The organism is Streptomyces sp. NPDC002623, from assembly GCF_053592635.1.
Genome location: NZ_JBSFWB010000001.1, coordinates 126,076 through 142,580, shown reverse-complemented (window position 1 = coordinate 142,580; position 16,505 = coordinate 126,076). Strand labels below are relative to the sequence as shown.

Annotated in this window: 14 protein-coding genes and 1 riboswitch; of the genes, 5 read left to right on the top strand and 9 right to left on the bottom strand. The window is 72.0% G+C overall.

The window, feature by feature from the left end; translation table 11 throughout:
• Nucleotides 1-10 precede the first annotated feature (10 nt).
• Together ACWD4O_RS00560 and ACWD4O_RS00555 are read right to left on the bottom strand one after the other, a co-directional pair.
• Nucleotides 11-826, bottom strand: coding sequence for an inositol monophosphatase family protein (locus ACWD4O_RS00560; protein ID WP_351909623.1), 816 nt, complete (start codon nt 824-826; stop codon nt 11-13).
• Between the two features lie 8 nt (nt 827-834).
• The gene (locus ACWD4O_RS00555; protein ID WP_451275976.1) at nt 835-1,962 is read right to left on the bottom strand and encodes a ferrochelatase; all 1,128 of its coding nucleotides are present in this window, start codon (nt 1,960-1,962) and stop codon (nt 835-837) included.
• 296 nt (nt 1,963-2,258) lie between these two features.
• Between ACWD4O_RS00555 and ACWD4O_RS00550 the strand changes: the two genes are divergently transcribed.
• The 3 genes from ACWD4O_RS00550 (at nt 2,259) to sepH (ending at nt 6,284) form a co-directional block, all read left to right on the top strand.
• Nucleotides 2,259-3,497, top strand: a complete 1,239-nt coding sequence (locus ACWD4O_RS00550) for an MFS transporter (RefSeq protein WP_451275974.1) — start codon at nt 2,259-2,261, stop codon at nt 3,495-3,497.
• Nucleotides 3,457-4,776, top strand: coding sequence for a D-arabinono-1,4-lactone oxidase (locus ACWD4O_RS00545; protein WP_451275972.1), 1,320 nt, complete (start codon nt 3,457-3,459; stop codon nt 4,774-4,776). Before ACWD4O_RS00550 ends, ACWD4O_RS00545 begins: the two co-directional genes overlap by 41 nt.
• 470 nt (nt 4,777-5,246) lie before the next feature.
• Nucleotides 5,247-6,284, top strand: a complete 1,038-nt coding sequence (sepH, locus tag ACWD4O_RS00540; RefSeq protein ID WP_451275970.1) for a septation protein SepH — start codon at nt 5,247-5,249, stop codon at nt 6,282-6,284.
• A gap of 118 nt (nt 6,285-6,402) precedes the next feature.
• Here sepH and ACWD4O_RS00535 read toward each other — a convergent pair whose 3' ends face one another.
• Nucleotides 6,403-7,254 (bottom strand): sulfurtransferase, encoded by an 852-nt coding sequence (locus ACWD4O_RS00535; protein WP_451275968.1) that lies wholly within the window; start codon nt 7,252-7,254, stop codon nt 6,403-6,405.
• Nucleotides 7,255-7,473: 219 nt separating this feature from the next.
• On the opposite strand from ACWD4O_RS00535, the gene ACWD4O_RS00530 reads away from it, so the two are divergent.
• Nucleotides 7,474-8,277 (top strand): VOC family protein, encoded by an 804-nt coding sequence (locus ACWD4O_RS00530; protein ID WP_451275966.1) that lies wholly within the window; start codon nt 7,474-7,476, stop codon nt 8,275-8,277.
• Nucleotides 8,278-8,299: 22 nt separating this feature from the next.
• Here ACWD4O_RS00530 and ACWD4O_RS00525 read toward each other — a convergent pair whose 3' ends face one another.
• The 4 genes from ACWD4O_RS00525 to ACWD4O_RS00510 form a co-directional block, all read right to left on the bottom strand.
• The gene (locus ACWD4O_RS00525; RefSeq protein WP_351909609.1) at nt 8,300-8,947 is read right to left on the bottom strand and encodes a thymidine kinase; all 648 of its coding nucleotides are present in this window, start codon (nt 8,945-8,947) and stop codon (nt 8,300-8,302) included.
• A gap of 62 nt (nt 8,948-9,009) precedes the next feature.
• Entirely contained in the window at nt 9,010-10,200 is a 1,191-nt protein-coding gene (locus tag ACWD4O_RS00520) for an alkaline phosphatase family protein (protein ID WP_451275964.1), read from the bottom strand.
• Complete coding sequence (locus ACWD4O_RS00515) at nt 10,200-10,796, bottom strand: DUF5998 family protein (RefSeq protein ID WP_351909669.1); 597 nt, start codon at nt 10,794-10,796, stop codon at nt 10,200-10,202. The genes ACWD4O_RS00520 and ACWD4O_RS00515 overlap by 1 nt, the downstream gene beginning before the upstream one ends.
• A 396-nt stretch (nt 10,797-11,192) precedes the next feature.
• The gene (locus ACWD4O_RS00510) at nt 11,193-14,009 is read right to left on the bottom strand and encodes a bifunctional acetate--CoA ligase family protein/GNAT family N-acetyltransferase (protein ID WP_451275962.1); all 2,817 of its coding nucleotides are present in this window, start codon (nt 14,007-14,009) and stop codon (nt 11,193-11,195) included.
• A gap of 178 nt (nt 14,010-14,187) precedes the next feature.
• Between ACWD4O_RS00510 and ACWD4O_RS00505 the strand changes: the two genes are divergently transcribed.
• The gene (locus ACWD4O_RS00505; RefSeq protein WP_451275960.1) at nt 14,188-14,469 is read left to right on the top strand and encodes an HPr family phosphocarrier protein; all 282 of its coding nucleotides are present in this window, start codon (nt 14,188-14,190) and stop codon (nt 14,467-14,469) included.
• Nucleotides 14,470-14,618: 149 nt separating this feature from the next.
• On the opposite strand, the gene ACWD4O_RS00500 is transcribed toward ACWD4O_RS00505, so the two are convergent.
• On the bottom strand, nt 14,619-15,314 hold the full coding sequence (locus ACWD4O_RS00500) for a GntR family transcriptional regulator (RefSeq protein ID WP_451275958.1): 696 nt from the start codon (nt 15,312-15,314) through the stop codon (nt 14,619-14,621).
• A gap of 188 nt (nt 15,315-15,502) precedes the next feature.
• Entirely contained in the window at nt 15,503-16,246 is a 744-nt protein-coding gene (locus ACWD4O_RS00495; protein WP_451275956.1) for a M23 family metallopeptidase, read from the bottom strand.
• Nucleotides 16,247-16,260: 14 nt separating this feature from the next.
• Nucleotides 16,261-16,428, bottom strand: a riboswitch (cyclic di-AMP (ydaO/yuaA leader).
• Nucleotides 16,429-16,505 lie beyond the last annotated feature (77 nt).

Sequence of the window (16,505 nt, the reverse complement as noted above, 5' to 3'; positions counted from 1 at the left end):
CGAGGGCGGCTCAGTCGTGCCAGGCGCCGAAGTCCTCCAGCAGCCGCTGGAGGGGCTCGAAGACACCGGGGGTGGCAGCGATCGCAAGGTCGTGTGCGGGGCGCTCTCCGGGCCGTCCACCGGTCAGCGCGCCCGCCTCCCGGGCGATCAGGTCGCCCGCCGCGAGGTCCCAGGGGTGCAGCCCGCGCTCGTAGTAGCCGTCGAGGCGGCCCGCGGCCACGTCGCACAGGTCGACCGCGGCCGAGCCGCTGCGCCGGATGTCGCGCACCAGCGGGATCAGCCGCTGGGCGACGTCGGCCTGGTGGACGCGGACCTCGGTCACGTAGTTGAAGCCGGTGGAGACCAGTGCCTGTTCCAGGGGCGCCGTCGGACGGCAGGACAGGACCCGCTCGCCCGCCCAGCCGCCTCTCCCCCGCGCCCCTCCGCCGCGCACGGCGTGGAACGTCTCGCCCCGCATCGGGATCTCGACGACCCCGACGACGGTGTCGCCGTCCTGCTCGGCGGCGATGGAGACGGCCCAGGTGGGCAGGCCGTAGAGGTAGTTGACCGTGCCGTCGAGGGGGTCGATCACCCAGCGGATGCCGCTGGTGCCCTCGTTGGAGGCGCCCTCCTCGCCGAGGAAGCCGTCCTCGGGACGGTGTTCCGAGATCAGGCCCGTGATCAGTTTCTCGGCCGCGATGTCCATCTCGGTGACCACGTCGATGGGGCTCGACTTGGTGGCGGCGACCGCGAGGTCGGCCGGACGGCCGTCCCGCAGCAGCTCACCGGCCCGGCGGGCGGCTTCCCGGGCGAGTTCGAGCAGTTCCGTGTGCAGGGGGTCGGTCACGCCGTTCCTCACGCGTAGGGGCTGTCGGCGCCCGCGGCGGCGGGCTTGGGGGCGCGGGCGGGGCAGCAGCCGACCGGGCACAGGTGGTGGCTCGCGCCGAGCTCTCCGAGGGCGCACGGAGCGACCTTCACGCCGCTCTCCGCCTGGGCGCGTTCCAGGACGAGCTCGCGGATCGCGGCGGCGAAGCGCGGATCGGCGCCGACGGTGGCCGAGCGGCGCACCGGCAGGCCGAGCTCCTCCGCCTTGGCCTTGGCCTCCGTGTCGAGGTCGTAGAGGACCTCCATGTGGTCGGAGACGAAGCCGATCGGGGCCATCACGACGGCCGGGACGCCGGCCGCGTGCCGCTCCTCGAGGTGGTCGCAGATGTCCGGCTCAAGCCAGGGGATGTGCGGGGCGCCGGAGCGGGACTGGTAGACGAGCTGCCAGGGGTGGTCGACGCCCGTGCGCTCGCGGACGGCGTCGGCGACGAGCCGCGCGGTGTCCAGGTGCTGCTTCACGTACGCGCCGCCGTCGCCGTGGTCCTCCACGGGGCCGGAGGCGTCCGCGGCCGCGTTCGGGATCGAGTGGGTCGAGAAGGCGAGGTGCGCGCCGTCGCGGACGTCCTCGGGAAGGTCGGCCAGCGAGCGCAGCACGCCCTCGATCATGGGTTCCAGGAAGCCTGGGTGGTTGAAGTAGTGCCGCAGCTTGTCGACCTTCGGCAGGGCGAGGCCCTCGGCCTCCAGCGCGGCCAGCGATTCGGCGAGGTTCTCGCGGTACTGACGGCAGCCGGAGTACGAGGCGTACGCGCTGGTGGCGAGGACGAGGATGCGGCGGCGGCCGTCGGCGACCATCTCGCGCAGGGTGTCCGTGAGGTACGGGGCCCAGTTGCGGTTGCCCCAGTAGATCGGCAGGTCCAGGCCGTGGTCGGCGAAGTCCTTGCGCAGAGCGTCCAGCAGGGCGCGGTTCTGGTCGTTGATGGGGCTGACCCCGCCGAAGAGGAAGTAGTGCTGCCCGACTTCCTTGAGGCGTTCCTTGGGGATGCCGCGCCCGCGCGTCACGTTCTCCAGGAACGGGACCACGTCGTCCGGGCCTTCCGGGCCGCCGAAGGAGAGCAGGAGCAGGGCGTCGTAGGGGGTGGCGTCGAGCACGTCTCGCATGAGTCGATCCTGCCACCCGCCCCTGACAGCCGGAAAACGGCGGGGGACGGACAGGAGGACGGACGGCAGGACAGACGGCAGGACAGACGGCAGGGCGGACGGGAGGACGGACGGGAGGGCGCGCCTCGCACACCAGTGCGTTAGGGTTGCCTAAGTTCGTAAGCTGTATGAGCCGCATTCACGCCTTACCGGTTCCGCCGGACTCACCGCACGCGTCAACGGGTCCCGACGAACCGCCTTCCCTCACGCCACGCCGAGCCGCCACGCGCGCGTGAGCCGGACCACCGGAGACCACCGTGCCCAGCCCGTACCGCGCCCTGTTCGCCGCACCCGGCTCGAAGGGCTTCTCCGCCGCGGGGTTCCTCGGCAGGATGCCGCTGTCGATGATGGGCATCGGCGTGGTCACGATGGTCTCCCAGCTCACGGGCCGCTACGGGTTGGCGGGTGCGCTGTCGGCGACCATCGCGCTGGCGGCCGCCGCCTTCGGACCGCAGATCTCGCGTCTGGTGGACCTGCACGGTCAGCGCCGGGTGCTGCGCCCGGCGACGCTGGTCGCGCTCGCCGCCTCGGCCGGGCTGCTGCTGGCCGCGCGCTTCGAGTGGCCGGACTGGGCGCTGTTCGTGTGCGCCGCCGGCATCGGCACCGTGCCCAGCCTCGGCGCCATGATCCGGGCCCGCTGGGCGGCCGTCTACCGGGGCACCCCGCAACTGCACACGGCGTACTCCTTCGAGTCCGTGGTGGACGAGGTGTGCTTCATCTTCGGGCCGATCATCTCCATCGGTCTGTCCACCGTCTGGTTCCCGGAGGCCGGACCGCTGCTGGCGGGGTGCTTCCTGGCCGTCGGCGTCTTCTGGCTGACCGCCCAGCGGGCCACCGAGCCCGAGCCGCACCCGCGCGAGCAGCGTGCCGACGGTTCGGCACTGCGCTCGCCGGGCCTGCAGGTCCTGGTGGCCACCTTCGTGGCGACCGGAGCGATCTTCGGGGCGGTCGACGTGGTCACCATCGCCTTCGCCGACGAGCAGGGCCACAAGGGCGCCGCCAGCATCGTCCTGGCGGTGTACGCGGCCGGTTCGTGCGCGGCCGGGCTCGTGTTCGGCCTGCTGCATCTCAAGGGGGCCCCGGAACGTCGCTGGCTGCTGGGCGTGTTCATGATGGGCGTGAGTATGATCCCCCTCCTACTGGTCGGAAACTTGCCGTTTCTGGCTGTGGCGCTGTTCGTTGCGGGTCTGGCCATCGCTCCCACGATGATCACCACGATGTCCCTCATCGAAGAGCACGTACCACGTGCACAACTGACCGAGGGCATGACCTGGATCAGCACCGGGCTCGCGGTCGGGGTCGCGCTCGGCTCCGCCATCGCCGGCTGGGTCATCGACGCGGCCGGGGCGCGAGCCGGGTACGGGGTTCCGGCGGTGTCCGGAGCCGTCGCGGTCGCGGTCGGTTTCCTGGGGTACCGCCGGCTGAGCAGGCCGGCTCCGGGTCGGGGAGGCACCGTTGGGCAGCACAGCGAGCGGGAAGAACGGCACGTGGCGTAACTGGGGCGGCAACGTCGTCGCCCGCCCCGCGCGGGAGGTCACGCCCGCCTCCGTCGACGAACTGGCGGAGGCCGTGCGCCGGGCCGCCGAGGACGGCCTGAGGGTGAAGGCCGTCGGCAGCGGCCACTCCTTCACGTCGATCGCCGCGACGGACGGCGTGTTGATCCGCCCTCAACTGTTGACGGGTATCCGCAACATCGACCGTGACGACCTGACCGTCACGGTGGAGGCCGGCACACCGCTCAAGAGACTCAACATGGCCCTCGCGCGCGAGGGTCTGTCGCTCACGAACATGGGCGACATCATGGAACAGACGGTCTCCGGGGCCACCAGCACCGGCACCCACGGCACCGGCCGCGACTCGGCGTCGATAGCCGCCCAGATCAAGGGCCTGGAACTGGTCACGGCCGACGGCTCGGTGCTCACCTGCTCCGAGAAGGAGAACCCCGAGGTCTTCGCGGCCGCCCGGATCGGCCTGGGCGCGCTCGGCATCGTCACCGCCATCACCTTCGCCGTGGAGCCGATCTTCCTGCTCACCGCGCGCGAGGAGCCGATGCCGTTCGACAAGGTCCTCGCCGACTTCGACGAACTGTGGGCGGAGAACGAGCACTTCGAGTTCTACTGGTTCCCGCACACCGGCAGCACCAACACCAAGCGCAACAACCGCAGCGCCGGCCCGCGCAAGCCGGTGAGCCAGGTCGCGGGCTGGATCGAGGACGAGTTCCTCTCCAACGGCGTCTTCCAGGTGGCCCAGTGGGTGGGGCGCGCGGCGCCCGCGACGATCCCGACGATCGCCCAGGTCTCCAGCAAGGCCCTCTCCGCGCGCACCTACACCGACATCCCCTACAAGGTCTTCACCTCTCCGCGCCGGGTGCGGTTCGTGGAGATGGAGTACGCGGTCCCGCGCGAGGCGGTCACCGAGACGCTGCGCGAGCTCAAGTCCATGGTCGAACGCTCGCGCCTGCGGGTCAGCTTCCCCGTGGAGGTGCGCACCGCGCCCGCCGACGACATCGCCCTGTCCACCGCCTCCGGCCGCGACAGCGCGTACATCGCCGTCCACATGGTCAAGGGCACGCCCTATCAGGGGTACTTCACCGCCGCGGAGCGCATCTTTGCCGCGCACGAGGGCCGGCCGCACTGGGGCAAGGTGAACACCCGGGACGCGGAGTACTTCGCCGGTGTCTACCCGCGCTTCGGCGAGTTCACGGCGCTGCGGGACCGGCTGGATCCCGACCGCCGGTTCCAGAACGACTACTTGCGGAGGGTCCTGGGGGCGTAGCGCACTCCGGGCGCGGACTCCGCGGCCGGTCGGCACCCGCCACTTCGCTCGAATCAGGCCATTCGCGCATATCGGGAACCTTCGGGAGATTGCGTGAAGTACGCCGCCTTCAAGATCGCAAAAAGTCCGCAAGGGGCGGCCAAGTCCCACCTCTTGCCAGAAGTTGAGTGGCGCGCCAATCCACGCACGTGGCCCAAATGGAGTACTGTTGCGAGCCCTGGGCCCGGTCTCCCGCCAGGATGTCCGGAGCCTCGCCGGACCGCCTGAAGGGAAGCCAGTTGCACAGGGTGATGGTGTTGGTGACTCAGCGTGGCGAATAGGTAACCGTGCCATAACGGCGAGGCAGGGCCTGTGCCCGACACGCCGGGCAACTCGGCAAGGTTGTGGCAGGCTGCACCCGGGCAGGCCACACTCGACTAGCGGAAGCAGCGACGCACGTGACGTCGGCAGGCACCACCCGGGAGGTCCCCATGCCCGAACTGCGTGTCGTGGCCGTCTCGAATGACGGCACACGGCTGGTGCTGAAGGCTGCGGACAGCACGGAGTACACGCTTCCGATCGACGAGCGTCTGCGCGCCGCCGTACGCGGCGACCGTCCCCGCCTCGGCCAGATCGAGATCGAGGTGGAGAGCCATCTCCGCCCCCGCGACATCCAGGCACGTATACGTGCCGGTGCGACCGCGGAAGAAGTCGCGCAGATGGCCGGCATCCCTGTCGACCGTGTGCGCCGCTTCGAGGGCCCCGTGCTGGCCGAGCGTGCCTTCATGGCCGAGCGGGCCCGGAAGACTCCGGTCCGTCGGCCCGGAGAGAACGCCGGGCCACAGCTCGGCGAGGCCGTCCAGGAACGGCTGTTGCTCCGCGGCGCCGAGAAGGACACCGTCCAGTGGGACTCGTGGCGCCGCGACGACGGCACCTGGGAGGTCCTGCTGGTCTACCTGGTCGCGGGCGAACCGCACTCGGCGAGCTGGACGTACGACCCGCCCCGGCGGCTCGTCCAGGCCGTCGACGACGAGGCGCGTTCGCTCATCGGCGAGTCCGACGACCTGGCCGCCCCCGAGCCCAGCTTTCCCTTCGTCCCGCGTATCGCCCGGCTGCCCCGCGACCGTCCGCTGGACCGCACCCTCGACCGGCCGAGCCTGCCCGCGCTGCCGTCCGAGCCGACCGAGGAGAGCGCGGCCGAGCGGGAACGCGACTCGCTGACCAGCCTGTTGGAGGCGGTGCCGAGTTTCCGGGGCGACATGGTCGTCCCGGAGCGCCCGGCCGAGCCCGTCGCGGAGGAGCCAGACGAGCAGGAGCCCGTCACCGAGGAGCCCCCGGCACCCGCCGCCTCCGCCGGTTCCGCCTACGCGGACGTCCTCATGCCGCGTTCCGTCGGAAGCCATCGCGACCGTCTCATCGGCGCCACCGACCGCCAGGCCGAGGCGGACGGCGTCCGTCCGGGCCGCCGGGCCGCGGTGCCGAGCTGGGACGAGATCGTGTTCGGCACCCGGCGGAAGAAGCAGGAGTAAGCGGCCCTCGCGCAACTCGCCCGGGGCGTCCGCCGGTTCGCGGGTTTCGGTTCGCACGACGGTACATACGTGAGGGAGGGCCGCACCTGTTCGGTGCGGCCCTCCTTTACGTGTCGGCTCACTGGGGGTCGGGGCCCACGGCGACCGGCCGGGACGGGTCCGAGGACCACTCCGACCAGGACCCGACGTACAGGGCCGCCGGGATCCCCGCGACCGCCAGCGCCAGCACCTCGTGGGCGCCGGAGACGCCCGATCCGCAGTACACCCCGACCTCGCTGCCGTCCGACGCCCCCAGGGCCTTGAAGCGGTCCCTCAGGTCCTCGACGGGCAGAAAACGGCCGTCCGGCCCCACATTGTCGTTCGTGGGCGCGGACACGGCGCCCGGGATGTGCCCGCCGACCCGGTCGATCGGCTCGACCTCACCCCGGTACCGCTCCCCCGCGCGGGCGTCGAACAGCACTCCGGAACGGGCGAGGGCCGCGGCCCCGTCCGCGTCGAGGAGGCCCGCGGCGCCCGGCGCGGGCTCGAAGTCGCCCTCCACACGCGTGTGGACGTCGACCGAGAGGTCGCCGCGCCACGACGGCAACCCCCCGTCGAGGACCCGCACGTCCGGGTGACCCGTCCAGCGCAGCAGCCACCACGCGCGTGCCGCCGCCCAGCCCTGTCCGCCGTCGTACACGACCACCGGACGGCCGGCCGAGACACCCGCCCGGCGCATCGCCGCGCCGAACTCCGCGAGGTCCGGCAGCGGGTGCCGGCCACCCCCGCCGGGCGCTCCCGCGAGCTCCCGGTCCAGGTCCACGTAGGCGGCGCCCGGCACATGTCCGGCCTCGTAGGCGGCCCGGCCGTCGAACGGCGGCTCCCCGGTCGCCTTGGCCACGCTGAGCTGCCAGCGGACGTCGAGGACGACGGGCGGGTGGTCCCCCGCCAGGTCGCCGGCCAGTTCCGATGCGGTGATGATGGCGTTCATGGCCACCATCCTGGCGCACGGGGTGGCCCCATCGCTCATGTCCGGCTACTCTGCTCGGCCGGACAGGCCCGATCACGAGGCGTGCGGAGTCGAGTACATGCCGTACATGCGATCGACATACGGCGACAACCGCGCGTAAACCGTTGAGAAACCCCCCATCAGGCATCCTCCGAGGGCGAAGCGAAGCGGCCACCTGGAGTGGCCGAGGAGAGAGTGACGATGACCGAGGCAGGCGGGTCGACCGGCCCGATCGGCGCAGCACACGCTCGGTATGCGCCCGGTACACCCTGCTGGGTGAGTCTCATGGCGCACGGATTGACCGCGACGCAGGAGTTCTACGGCGGGCTGTTCGGTTGGGAGTTCCAGCCCGGTCCGCATCAGCTCGGCCCCTACATGCGGGCGCTGCTCGACGGCCAGGAGGTGGCCGGGATCGGCCAACTGGCCCCGGACCGCCATCTGCCCGTCGCCTGGACGCCCTATCTCGCCTCGGACGACGTGGACACGACCGCCGAAACGGTCCGGCTGTGCGGCGGCACGATCGGGGTCGGCCCCCTGGACGCCTCCGCCGCCGGACGCCTGGCGATCGGCTCCGACCCCTCCGGCGCCGTCTTCGGCGTCTGGCAGGCCGCGGCCCACATCGGCACCGGCATCCACGGCGTGCCCGGCACCCCCGCCTGGTACGAGCTGACGACCTTCGAGACCGCGGGCGTCCGCAAGTTCTACGAGACGGTGTTCGGCTACGACGAGGAGGCGGCCGTGTCCGCCGACTTCGACTACGTGACGCTGAACGTCGCCGGCCGCCCGGTCGCCGGCATCCACGGCGTGGGGCCCACACTGCCCCGGGACCAGGGGCCGCACTGGACGACGTACTTCGAGGTGGCCGACACTGACGCGGCGCTCGCCCAGGTCGTCGACCTCGGCGGGCGCGTCCTCGAACCGGCCCGGGACAGCGCGCACGGGCGCGTGGCGACCGTGGCCGACCCCGAGGGTGCCCGGTTCTCCCTGCTCCAGGGAGTGCGGTGAGGGGCGGTTCCCGGAGCCGGTCCTAGACCTGCTGCACCGGCAGCACGTCCGGCGACAGGGCTGCCGCCCGGGCCGATGCCGAGGTCATACGGCGCCGGTGGTGGCGTCGGCACAGCACCTCGTAGCCGACCGTGTCCGCCTGGTCGACGTCGCCGACGACGACCTGCGCGCCCTCGACGACCATCACCCCGCCCACCGTGCGGGCGTTGTGCGTGGCGCGGGCGCCGCACCAGCACAGGGCCTCGACCTGGAGGACCTCCACGCGGTCGGCGAGCTCGACGAGCCGCTGGGAGCCGGGGAACAGCTTGGAGCGGAAGTCGGTGGTGATACCGAAGGCGTAGACGTCGATGTCCAGGTCGTCGACCACGCGCGCGAGCTGGTCGATCTGCTCCTCGGCGAGGAACTGCGCCTCGTCCGCGATCACGTAGTCCGCGCGGCCGCCCTGCGAGAGGTGGTCGACGAGGGAGGCGTACAGGTCCTGGCCGTCCTCGACCTCGACCGCGTCGGTGACCAGGCCGAGCCGGGAGGACAGCTTGCCCTCGCCCGCCCGGTCGTCGCGGGTGAAGATCATGCCCTGCAGCCCGCGCGCGGAGCGGTTGTGCTCTATCTGGAGAGCCAGCGTCGACTTCCCGCAGTCCATGGTTCCGGAGAAGAACACGAGCTCGGGCATGGGGAGTCGAACGCCTTTCGGTGAAGGTGGAGCAGAAACGGTTCTGGGAGGGTTCCGGGACGTCAGGAGCGTACTTCGAGCAGGGGCACCAGCTGCTCGGCAGGGGTCATCGAACCGTGGTTGCCGACCATCGCCGACTCCTTGGGCTCCCGCTCGGAAGCGATGATCAGGACGTCGTCCCGGGCGGCCGCGATCACATCGCCGAGGCGGGCGTGCACCCGCTCGTCGATCTGCGGTCCGAACCAGCCCGCGGCGATCGCCTCGTCCCGGGAGGCCACCCAGAACTGTTCGCCGAGCACCTCGCGCCAGCAGGTCAGGACGTCGTTCTCGGCGCCCGGCACGGCGTAGACATGGCGGGCGCGGCCCTCGCCGCCCAGCAGGGCGACCCCGGCGCGCAGTTCCCAGTCCGCGTCGAAGTCGATGCGGTGCTCGTCGTCGAAGGGCACGTCGACCATGCCGTGGTCGGCGGTGACGTAGAGCGCGCTGCGCGGCGGCAGTTGCTCGGCGAGGCGCTGGACGAGCCGGTCGACGTACATGAGCTGACCGCGCCAGGTGTCGGAGGCGACGCCGTAGCGGTGCCCGGCGCCGTCGAGTTCGGCGTAGTACGTGTAGACGAGGGAGCGGTCGCCGGCGGCGAGCTGCTCGGCGGCGAGGTCCATGCGCTCCTCGCCGGTCAGCCGCCCGTGAAACGTTCCGCCGCTGAGCGCGACCTTGGTCAGCGGGGTGTTCTGGAACGCGGGGGACGACACCTGGGCGGCGTGCACGCCCGCCTCATGGGCGAGCTGGAAGACCGTGGGATACGGCTGCCAGACGGTCGGCGAGGTCCACGGCTGCCAGCGGAGCTGGTTCATCAGCGCGCCGGTGTCCGGGTTGCGCACGGTGTAGCCCGGCAGGCCGTGCGCGCCGGGCGGGAGACCGGTGCCGACGGAGGCGAGGGAGGTCGCGGTGGTCGCCGGGTAGCCGGCGGTGAGCGGACGTCCGGTGCCGCCGCGCGAGCTGCCGAGGAGCGCGTGCAGATACGGCGCCTCTTCGGGGTGGTCCTTGATCTGCTCCCAGCCGAGGCCGTCGATCAGGAAGACGCAGTTGCGGTCGGCCGGGGCCAGCTCGCCGATCGCCGCGGTCGTGCCGGGTACGCCCATGCCGGCGGCCAGCGTGGGCAGCAGGTCGGCGAGGGAGCCGGAGCCGTACTCGGGGACGGGGGCGGAGCCGACGGCGAGGGGTTCGGGGAAGTCCCAGTGGGTGGACTGCGCCATCAGCGGGTTACGTCCGCGGTGGCCTCGGAGAGCGACTGTGCGAAGGCGAGCGTCTGGCGCACCGTCTCCGGGCCGTCCCCCGCCTCGCTGACGCGCAGGCTGAGGTCGTCCGCCGTCGAGTTGCCGGTGTAGCCGTGATCGGCGTCGCAGTTCGGGTCGCCGCAGGCGGCCGGTTCCAGGTCGATGCGGGAGACGGCGCCCCAGCCGATGGTCAGCACGACCTCGCGCGGCAGGGTGCCCGGGGCGTACGACTCCGGGTTGGCGACCACGCGGCTGAGGACGACCGAGGAGATCCGGCCGAGCTTCACCGACTCGGTGGACGTCGTGGCGTACGGCGTCGGGGAGGTGGTGTCGGCGGCCTGCTCGTCGGTGTGGCTGACGATGAAGCGGTTGCCGGTGAGGACCAGCACGGTCACATGCCGGCGCACCTCGTTCTGGTCGAACGTGGTCTCCTGGTGGACCAGGTACGACCGGATCGGCTCGCCGCCCACGGCGGCCTCCACCGCCTCGGCCACGAGGGCCGGGTAGTAGCCGCTGCGCTCGATCGCCGCGCGCAGCCCCTGGGTCGTCGTACTGGTCTTGGCCATGCCCTCCATCCTACGGGGACCCACTGACTGCGAGGCACCGGTCACGACCGCTTCGGTGGGCCGGCGGCGTCCGCGGGCCGATCCGTCACCGCTGTGGAGGCCGCGCGCGCGGAGCGAGACGCCGCCCGGGTTTCGGGCCCCGCGCGCGCGTCCGGAGAACGTGCTCCCTGACGATCTCCGGCCGGTCCGCCGCCACGAGGCAGGAGACGGGTTCCGGCCCGCCCGTGTCCGCCTCGAACGCGACCACTGCGGAAGGGCGTTCGCCGGGGGGCATTTCCGGGGCGCCCTTGCCGGGAGCCTTTGCCCGGGAGCCGGCCCAGCGGCGACAGCCCGTCGGGCGTGGGCTCCCGGAGCAACGGAAAGCGGCGAGGCCGGTCCCGGACGACGCCGACCGGAACGCTCGCCTCAGTACGTCGGCAGGGTCCTCGGTCCGAGGTCGTCGCGCGCGGGCGGGGGCGCGAGGCGTATGGACGCGCCCAGGACGCTCAGTCCGTGCGGGGCGACGACGACCGGCTCCAGTGTGACCGCGACGACCTCGGGGTGATCGTCGACCAGCCGGGACACCCGCAGCAGCAGCTCCTCCAGGGCGGGGGTGTCGACGGGCGTCGAGCCGCGCCAGCCGAAGAGGAGCGGGGCGGTCCGGATCGAGCGGATCAACGAGGCCGCGTCGCGGTCGGTGACCGGAACCAGCCGGTGCGCCATGTCCCCGAGCAGCTGCGAGGCGGCCCCGGCGAGCCCGAAGGAGAGCACGGCGCCGGCCGCCGGGTCGATGACCGCGCGGACGACCGTGTCGACCCCGCGCGGTGCCATCGCCTGGACGACCGGGCGGAGCTCCTCCGGCCTGCCGAAGAGCTCGGTCAACTCGGCGTACGCCCTGCGCAGTTGTTCCTCGTCGGCCAGGTCGAGGCGGACGCCGCCCAGGTCGGCGCGGTGGCGCAGATGCGGGGCGGTCGCCTTGAGGGCGACCGGGTAGCCCAGGGCGCCTGCGGCCCGCGCGGCCTCGTCGGGGGTGGGCGCGGGGATCGCCCGGCGGGTGCGGATGCCGTAGCGGCCGAGCAGCTCGCAGGTCTCCTCGGTGCCGAGGGTGAGGCCCTGCCCGCGCGCGAGGAGCCCGCCGATCAGTTCGGCGGCGCCCTTCTCGTCGATGTCCTCGTACTCGGGCACCTTGCCGGGGTCGGCCGCCTCGCGCCGCCACTGGGCGTACTTCACGGCTTCGGCGAGGGCGCGGACAGCGCGTTCGGCGGCGGGGTAGGCGGGGATGAGGTGGGCTCCCTCGGGTGCCTCGACGGCGGCGGGCTGCGATGTCCCGCCGTTTCCCGTCGCGGCACGCGCGCGTGGGGCGGCCTCCGCGGCGCGCGGTGCGGTGCTCGTCGCGGCGGACAGCGCCGCCGCGAGGCCGCCGAGTTCCACGTGCACGACGAGCACCGGTTTGGCGGGCGCCGCGGCCGCGGCCGAGCGAAGGGCCTGGGCGAGTTCCCCGTCCCCGGGCGACACCTCGCCGATCGCCGGGATCGCCGTCACGACCACCGCGTCGCACGTCTCGTCGGCCAGCGCCCGCGCCAGTGCGGCGTGGAAGTCCTCCGCCGACGCCTCCGTCGTCAGGTCCAGCGGGGTCAGCGGACGCAGCCCCTCGGAGAGGCAGGCGTCGTACGTCAGCTGCCCCAGCGATTCGGAGTTGCCGAGGATCGCGACCCGCGGTCCCGTCGGCAGCGGCTGGCGGGCCAGCAGCAGGCCGGCGTCGACCAGTTCGGTGATGGTGTCCACCCGGATCACGCCGGCCTGCCGCAGAAGCGCCGACACCGTCGCGTGGGGCAGGCGCGTCGCCCGCACGGTGTGCCCCTGGGGGGCGGAACCGGCGCCCTGGACGACCACCAGGGGCTTGGCGGCCGCCGTGCGCCGTGCGAGGCGGGTGAACTTGCGCGGGTTGCCGATGGACTCCAGGTACATCAGGGCGACGTCGGTGTCGGGATCGTCGTACCAGTACTGAAGGACGTCGTTTCCGGAGACGTCCGCGCGGTTGCCGGAGGAGACGAAGGTCGACACTCCGGTGACTCCGGTGACACCGCCGCCGCGCCGGTGGAGCCGGGAGAGCAGGGCGATGCCGATGGCCCCGGACTGGGCGAACAGGCCGATCCGGCCGGGCCTGGGCATCTCCGGGGCGAGTGAGGCGTTGAGCCGGACCTGGGGGGAGGTGTTGATCACCCCGAACGCATTGGGGCCGATGATCCGCATACCGTACGCGCGCGCGTGCCGGACGAGTTCGCGCTGGCGCTCGCGCCCTTCGGGACCGCTCTCCGCGTAACCGGCGGAGAGGACGACGAGTCCCTGCACGCCGTGTTCGCCGCACTCGGCGACGGCCTCGGGCACCTGCTCGGCCGGGACGGCGACGACCGCGAGGTCGACGGGTTCCGCTATGTCGCGCACCGAGCGGTGCGCGGGCACTGAGTCGAGTTCCTTCAGGTCCTCGGGGAATGCCTTGTTCACGGCGTACAGGCGTCCGGTGAAGCCGGCTTCCCGGAGGTTGCCGAGGACGCTCCGGCCGACGCCGCCCGGGGTGCGGCCGGCGCCGACGACGGCCACCGAGCCGGGCGTCAGCAGCCGTCGCACGGAGTGGGCCTCGGCGCGCTGCTCCCGCGCGCGCTGCACGGCGACGGAGCGCTCGGTGGGTTCGAGGTCGAACTCCAGGCGGACGACGCCGTCCTCGAAGTGGCGCTGCTGGGTGTAGCCGGCGTCCGTGAACACCTTGATCATCTTGGTGTTGGCGGGGAGCACCTCGGCGGCGAAGCGGCGGATGTCACGCTCGCGCGCCACGGCCGCGATGTGTTCGAGGAGCGCGGAGGCGACACCGCGTCCCTGGTGGGCGTCCTGCACGAGGAAGGCGACCTCGGCCTCGTCGGCGGGCGCGGAGGCGGCCATGCCGTCGGTGCCAATCCGGTCATAGCGTACGGTTGCGATGAACTCGCCGCCGATGGTGGCCGCGAGTCCCACCCTGTCCACAAAGTCGTGGTGCGTGAAGCGGTGGACGTCCTTTGCGGACAGGCGCGGGTAGGGCGCGAAGAAGCGGTAGTACTTCGACTCGTCCGAGACCTGCTCGTAGAAGCTGACCAGGCGCTCGGCGTCATCAACGGTGATGGGGCGGATGCGTGCGGTGCCGCCGTCGCGCAGCACCACGTCGGCCTCCCAGTGGGCGGGGTACTCGTGCCGGTCCGACGCGCTCTGCATGGGGCCCAGAGTACGGCTCGCGTACGACAACGGCGCGAGGCAGTCTGTGGAGGACGCACGTCGGATCGAGGCCGCGATCCGACGACCACGTCGGGACGGGACGCATGGACCGCCCCTCCCGGGCTTCACGTGTGGAACACTGGTCTAGACAACCTGAGACACTGAAGGGCAGCATCACATGGCTGAGCGCCGCGTCAACGTCGGCTGGGCCGAGGGCCTTCACGCCCGCCCCGCTTCCATCTTCGTCCGGGCCGCCACGGCCGCAGGTATCCCCGTGACGATCGCCAAGGCCGACGGCAACCCCGTCAACGCGGCCTCCATGCTGGCCGTTCTCGGCCTGGGCGCCAAGGGCGGCGAGGAGATCGTCCTCGCGTCCGAGGCCGAGGGCGCGGACACTGCCCTCGACCGGCTCGCGAAGCTGGTCGCCGAGGGTCTCGAGGAACTCCCCGAGACCGTCTGAAAACCCTGACGGCGCGCTGCCTTAAAGTCGTCGTCCCGCAACACCGAAGGGCTCGTCCGAATTGTCGGGCGAGCCCTTTGAATTTCCCGCTCATGGGCAGCAGAAATAGTGCCCCGCGAATTAACTCCTCTTTGTATACGGCCCCCGTGTTAATGCCGCAGACCCGTCATGTTTACGGGAGGTTGCGAAGTCCTCACACGGTCGACGCGCTCCACGCCGCCGGAAAAGCGCAGCCGGTGCACGGCCGTCGCGCGCTCGGTGTGCAGCGCCGTGACCGCACGCGCGCGCTCCCCGTCGCCGCGCGCCACCGCGTCCACGATCGCGCCGTGCTCCCCCCAGGACTCCACCGGGTCCGCCGGGGCGTCCACGATGTACATCCAGGCGATCTTGTGGCGCAGCTGGGTGAGCATCGAGGTCAGGGCCTGGCTTCCGGAGGCCTGGGCGAGCGTCTCGTGGAACCAGCCGCCCAGGGAGCGCAGATCCTCGCTGTTGCCCCTCCTGGCCCGCTCCTGGCCCAGCCGGACGAGACCGCGCAGCACCTTCAGATGGGCCTCGGTGCGCCGCTGGGCGGCCCGGGAGGCGCCGAGCGGCTCCAGCAGCATGCGCATCTCCAGCAGGTCCGCAGCCTCCTGCTCGGTCGGCTCGGCGACGCACGCGCCCGCGTGCCGCCGTGTGACCACGAAGCCCTCCGCCTCCAGCGTGCGCAGCGCCTCCCGGACGGGCACACGGGAAACGCCGTAGCGGCGGGCGAGGAGTTCCTCCGTGAGGCGGCTGCCGCGCTCGTAGACACCCGCGACGATGTCGTCCCGGATGGCCGTGCACACCGAGTGCGCCGGAATACGCATGACGGACCTCCGCCTTAATCCCCGTGAAACGTCGACGATTGACGTGTGTTCCGTGACTCTATTGCAATCAGCGGGAATTTCCGATGGCGGACTGGAATCCGTGGATATTTTTTGGACAACAGGATCTCGAAAACGACGAAAGCCCCGGCCGGGAGGGCCGGGGCCGAACGATCTGTCGCCGTGCGTCGTCAGACGTTCACGCCGTGCGCGCGGAGGTAGGCGACCGGGTCGATGTCCGAGCCGTACTCGGCGGTGGTGCGGGCCTCGAAGTGCAGATGCGCGCCGGTGACGTTGCCGGTCGCGCCGGACAGCGCGATCCGCTGGCCCGGGGTGACCTGCTGCCCCACCGACACCTCGATGGACGACAGGTGACCGTACTGGGTGTACGTGCCGTCGTTCATCTTGATCACGACCTGGTAGCCGTACGACCCGCCCCAGCCGGCCTCGACGACGGTGCCCAGGCCGACCGCGTGCACGGTGGTGCCGCTGGCCGCGTGGAAGTCGACGCCGGTGTGGCTGCCGGAGGACCACAGGGAGCTGCTGGCCTGGTAGCCGGTGGACACGTAGGAGCCGGTGATCGGCAGCACGAAGGCGTTGAGGCGCTTGCGCTCGGCCTCGCGGGCGGCACGCACGCGTGCCTCGCGCTCCTCCACGGCCTTCTTGGCGGCGGCCTCGCGGGCGGCCTGCTCGAAGGCCGCCTGCTTCTGCACGGCGACCTGGTCGTCGAGCTGCTCGGCGACGGACTCGCCGACCGTGACGACGGGGATCAGCCCGGTCTGCTCGGGCGTGGGCTCTGCGGCGAGGGCCGGAGTGGAGGCGACGGTGGCCATGACACCGGTGGTGGTGAGCGCCGCGACGCCCGCCGCGCGAACGGTGGTCCGCTGCATCCGGCTGGGCCGACGGTGCTTCCCGGTGGCGCAGGTGATCGCCATGAAGACAGGGGTATCCTTTCCTTCCCTCTCGCCTACCGGGTTAGCTGACGGGTTCGGAGCAGGAAGGTCTCCTACGGGCCCCCTCGCAACTCGCGCGGGCGTCCGATTCACCCCAGGGACTTCACAAGTGGGTCCCCGGCTCCCCTGGCTCGCGCCGTACGGGGACTCGGCGATGACTGTCCGGTGCCGCGGCTGCGGCGCACTGCCTGACGAACAGCCCGCACGAAGCTAAGCGGGGCAGGTTTCAATCCTCAAACGA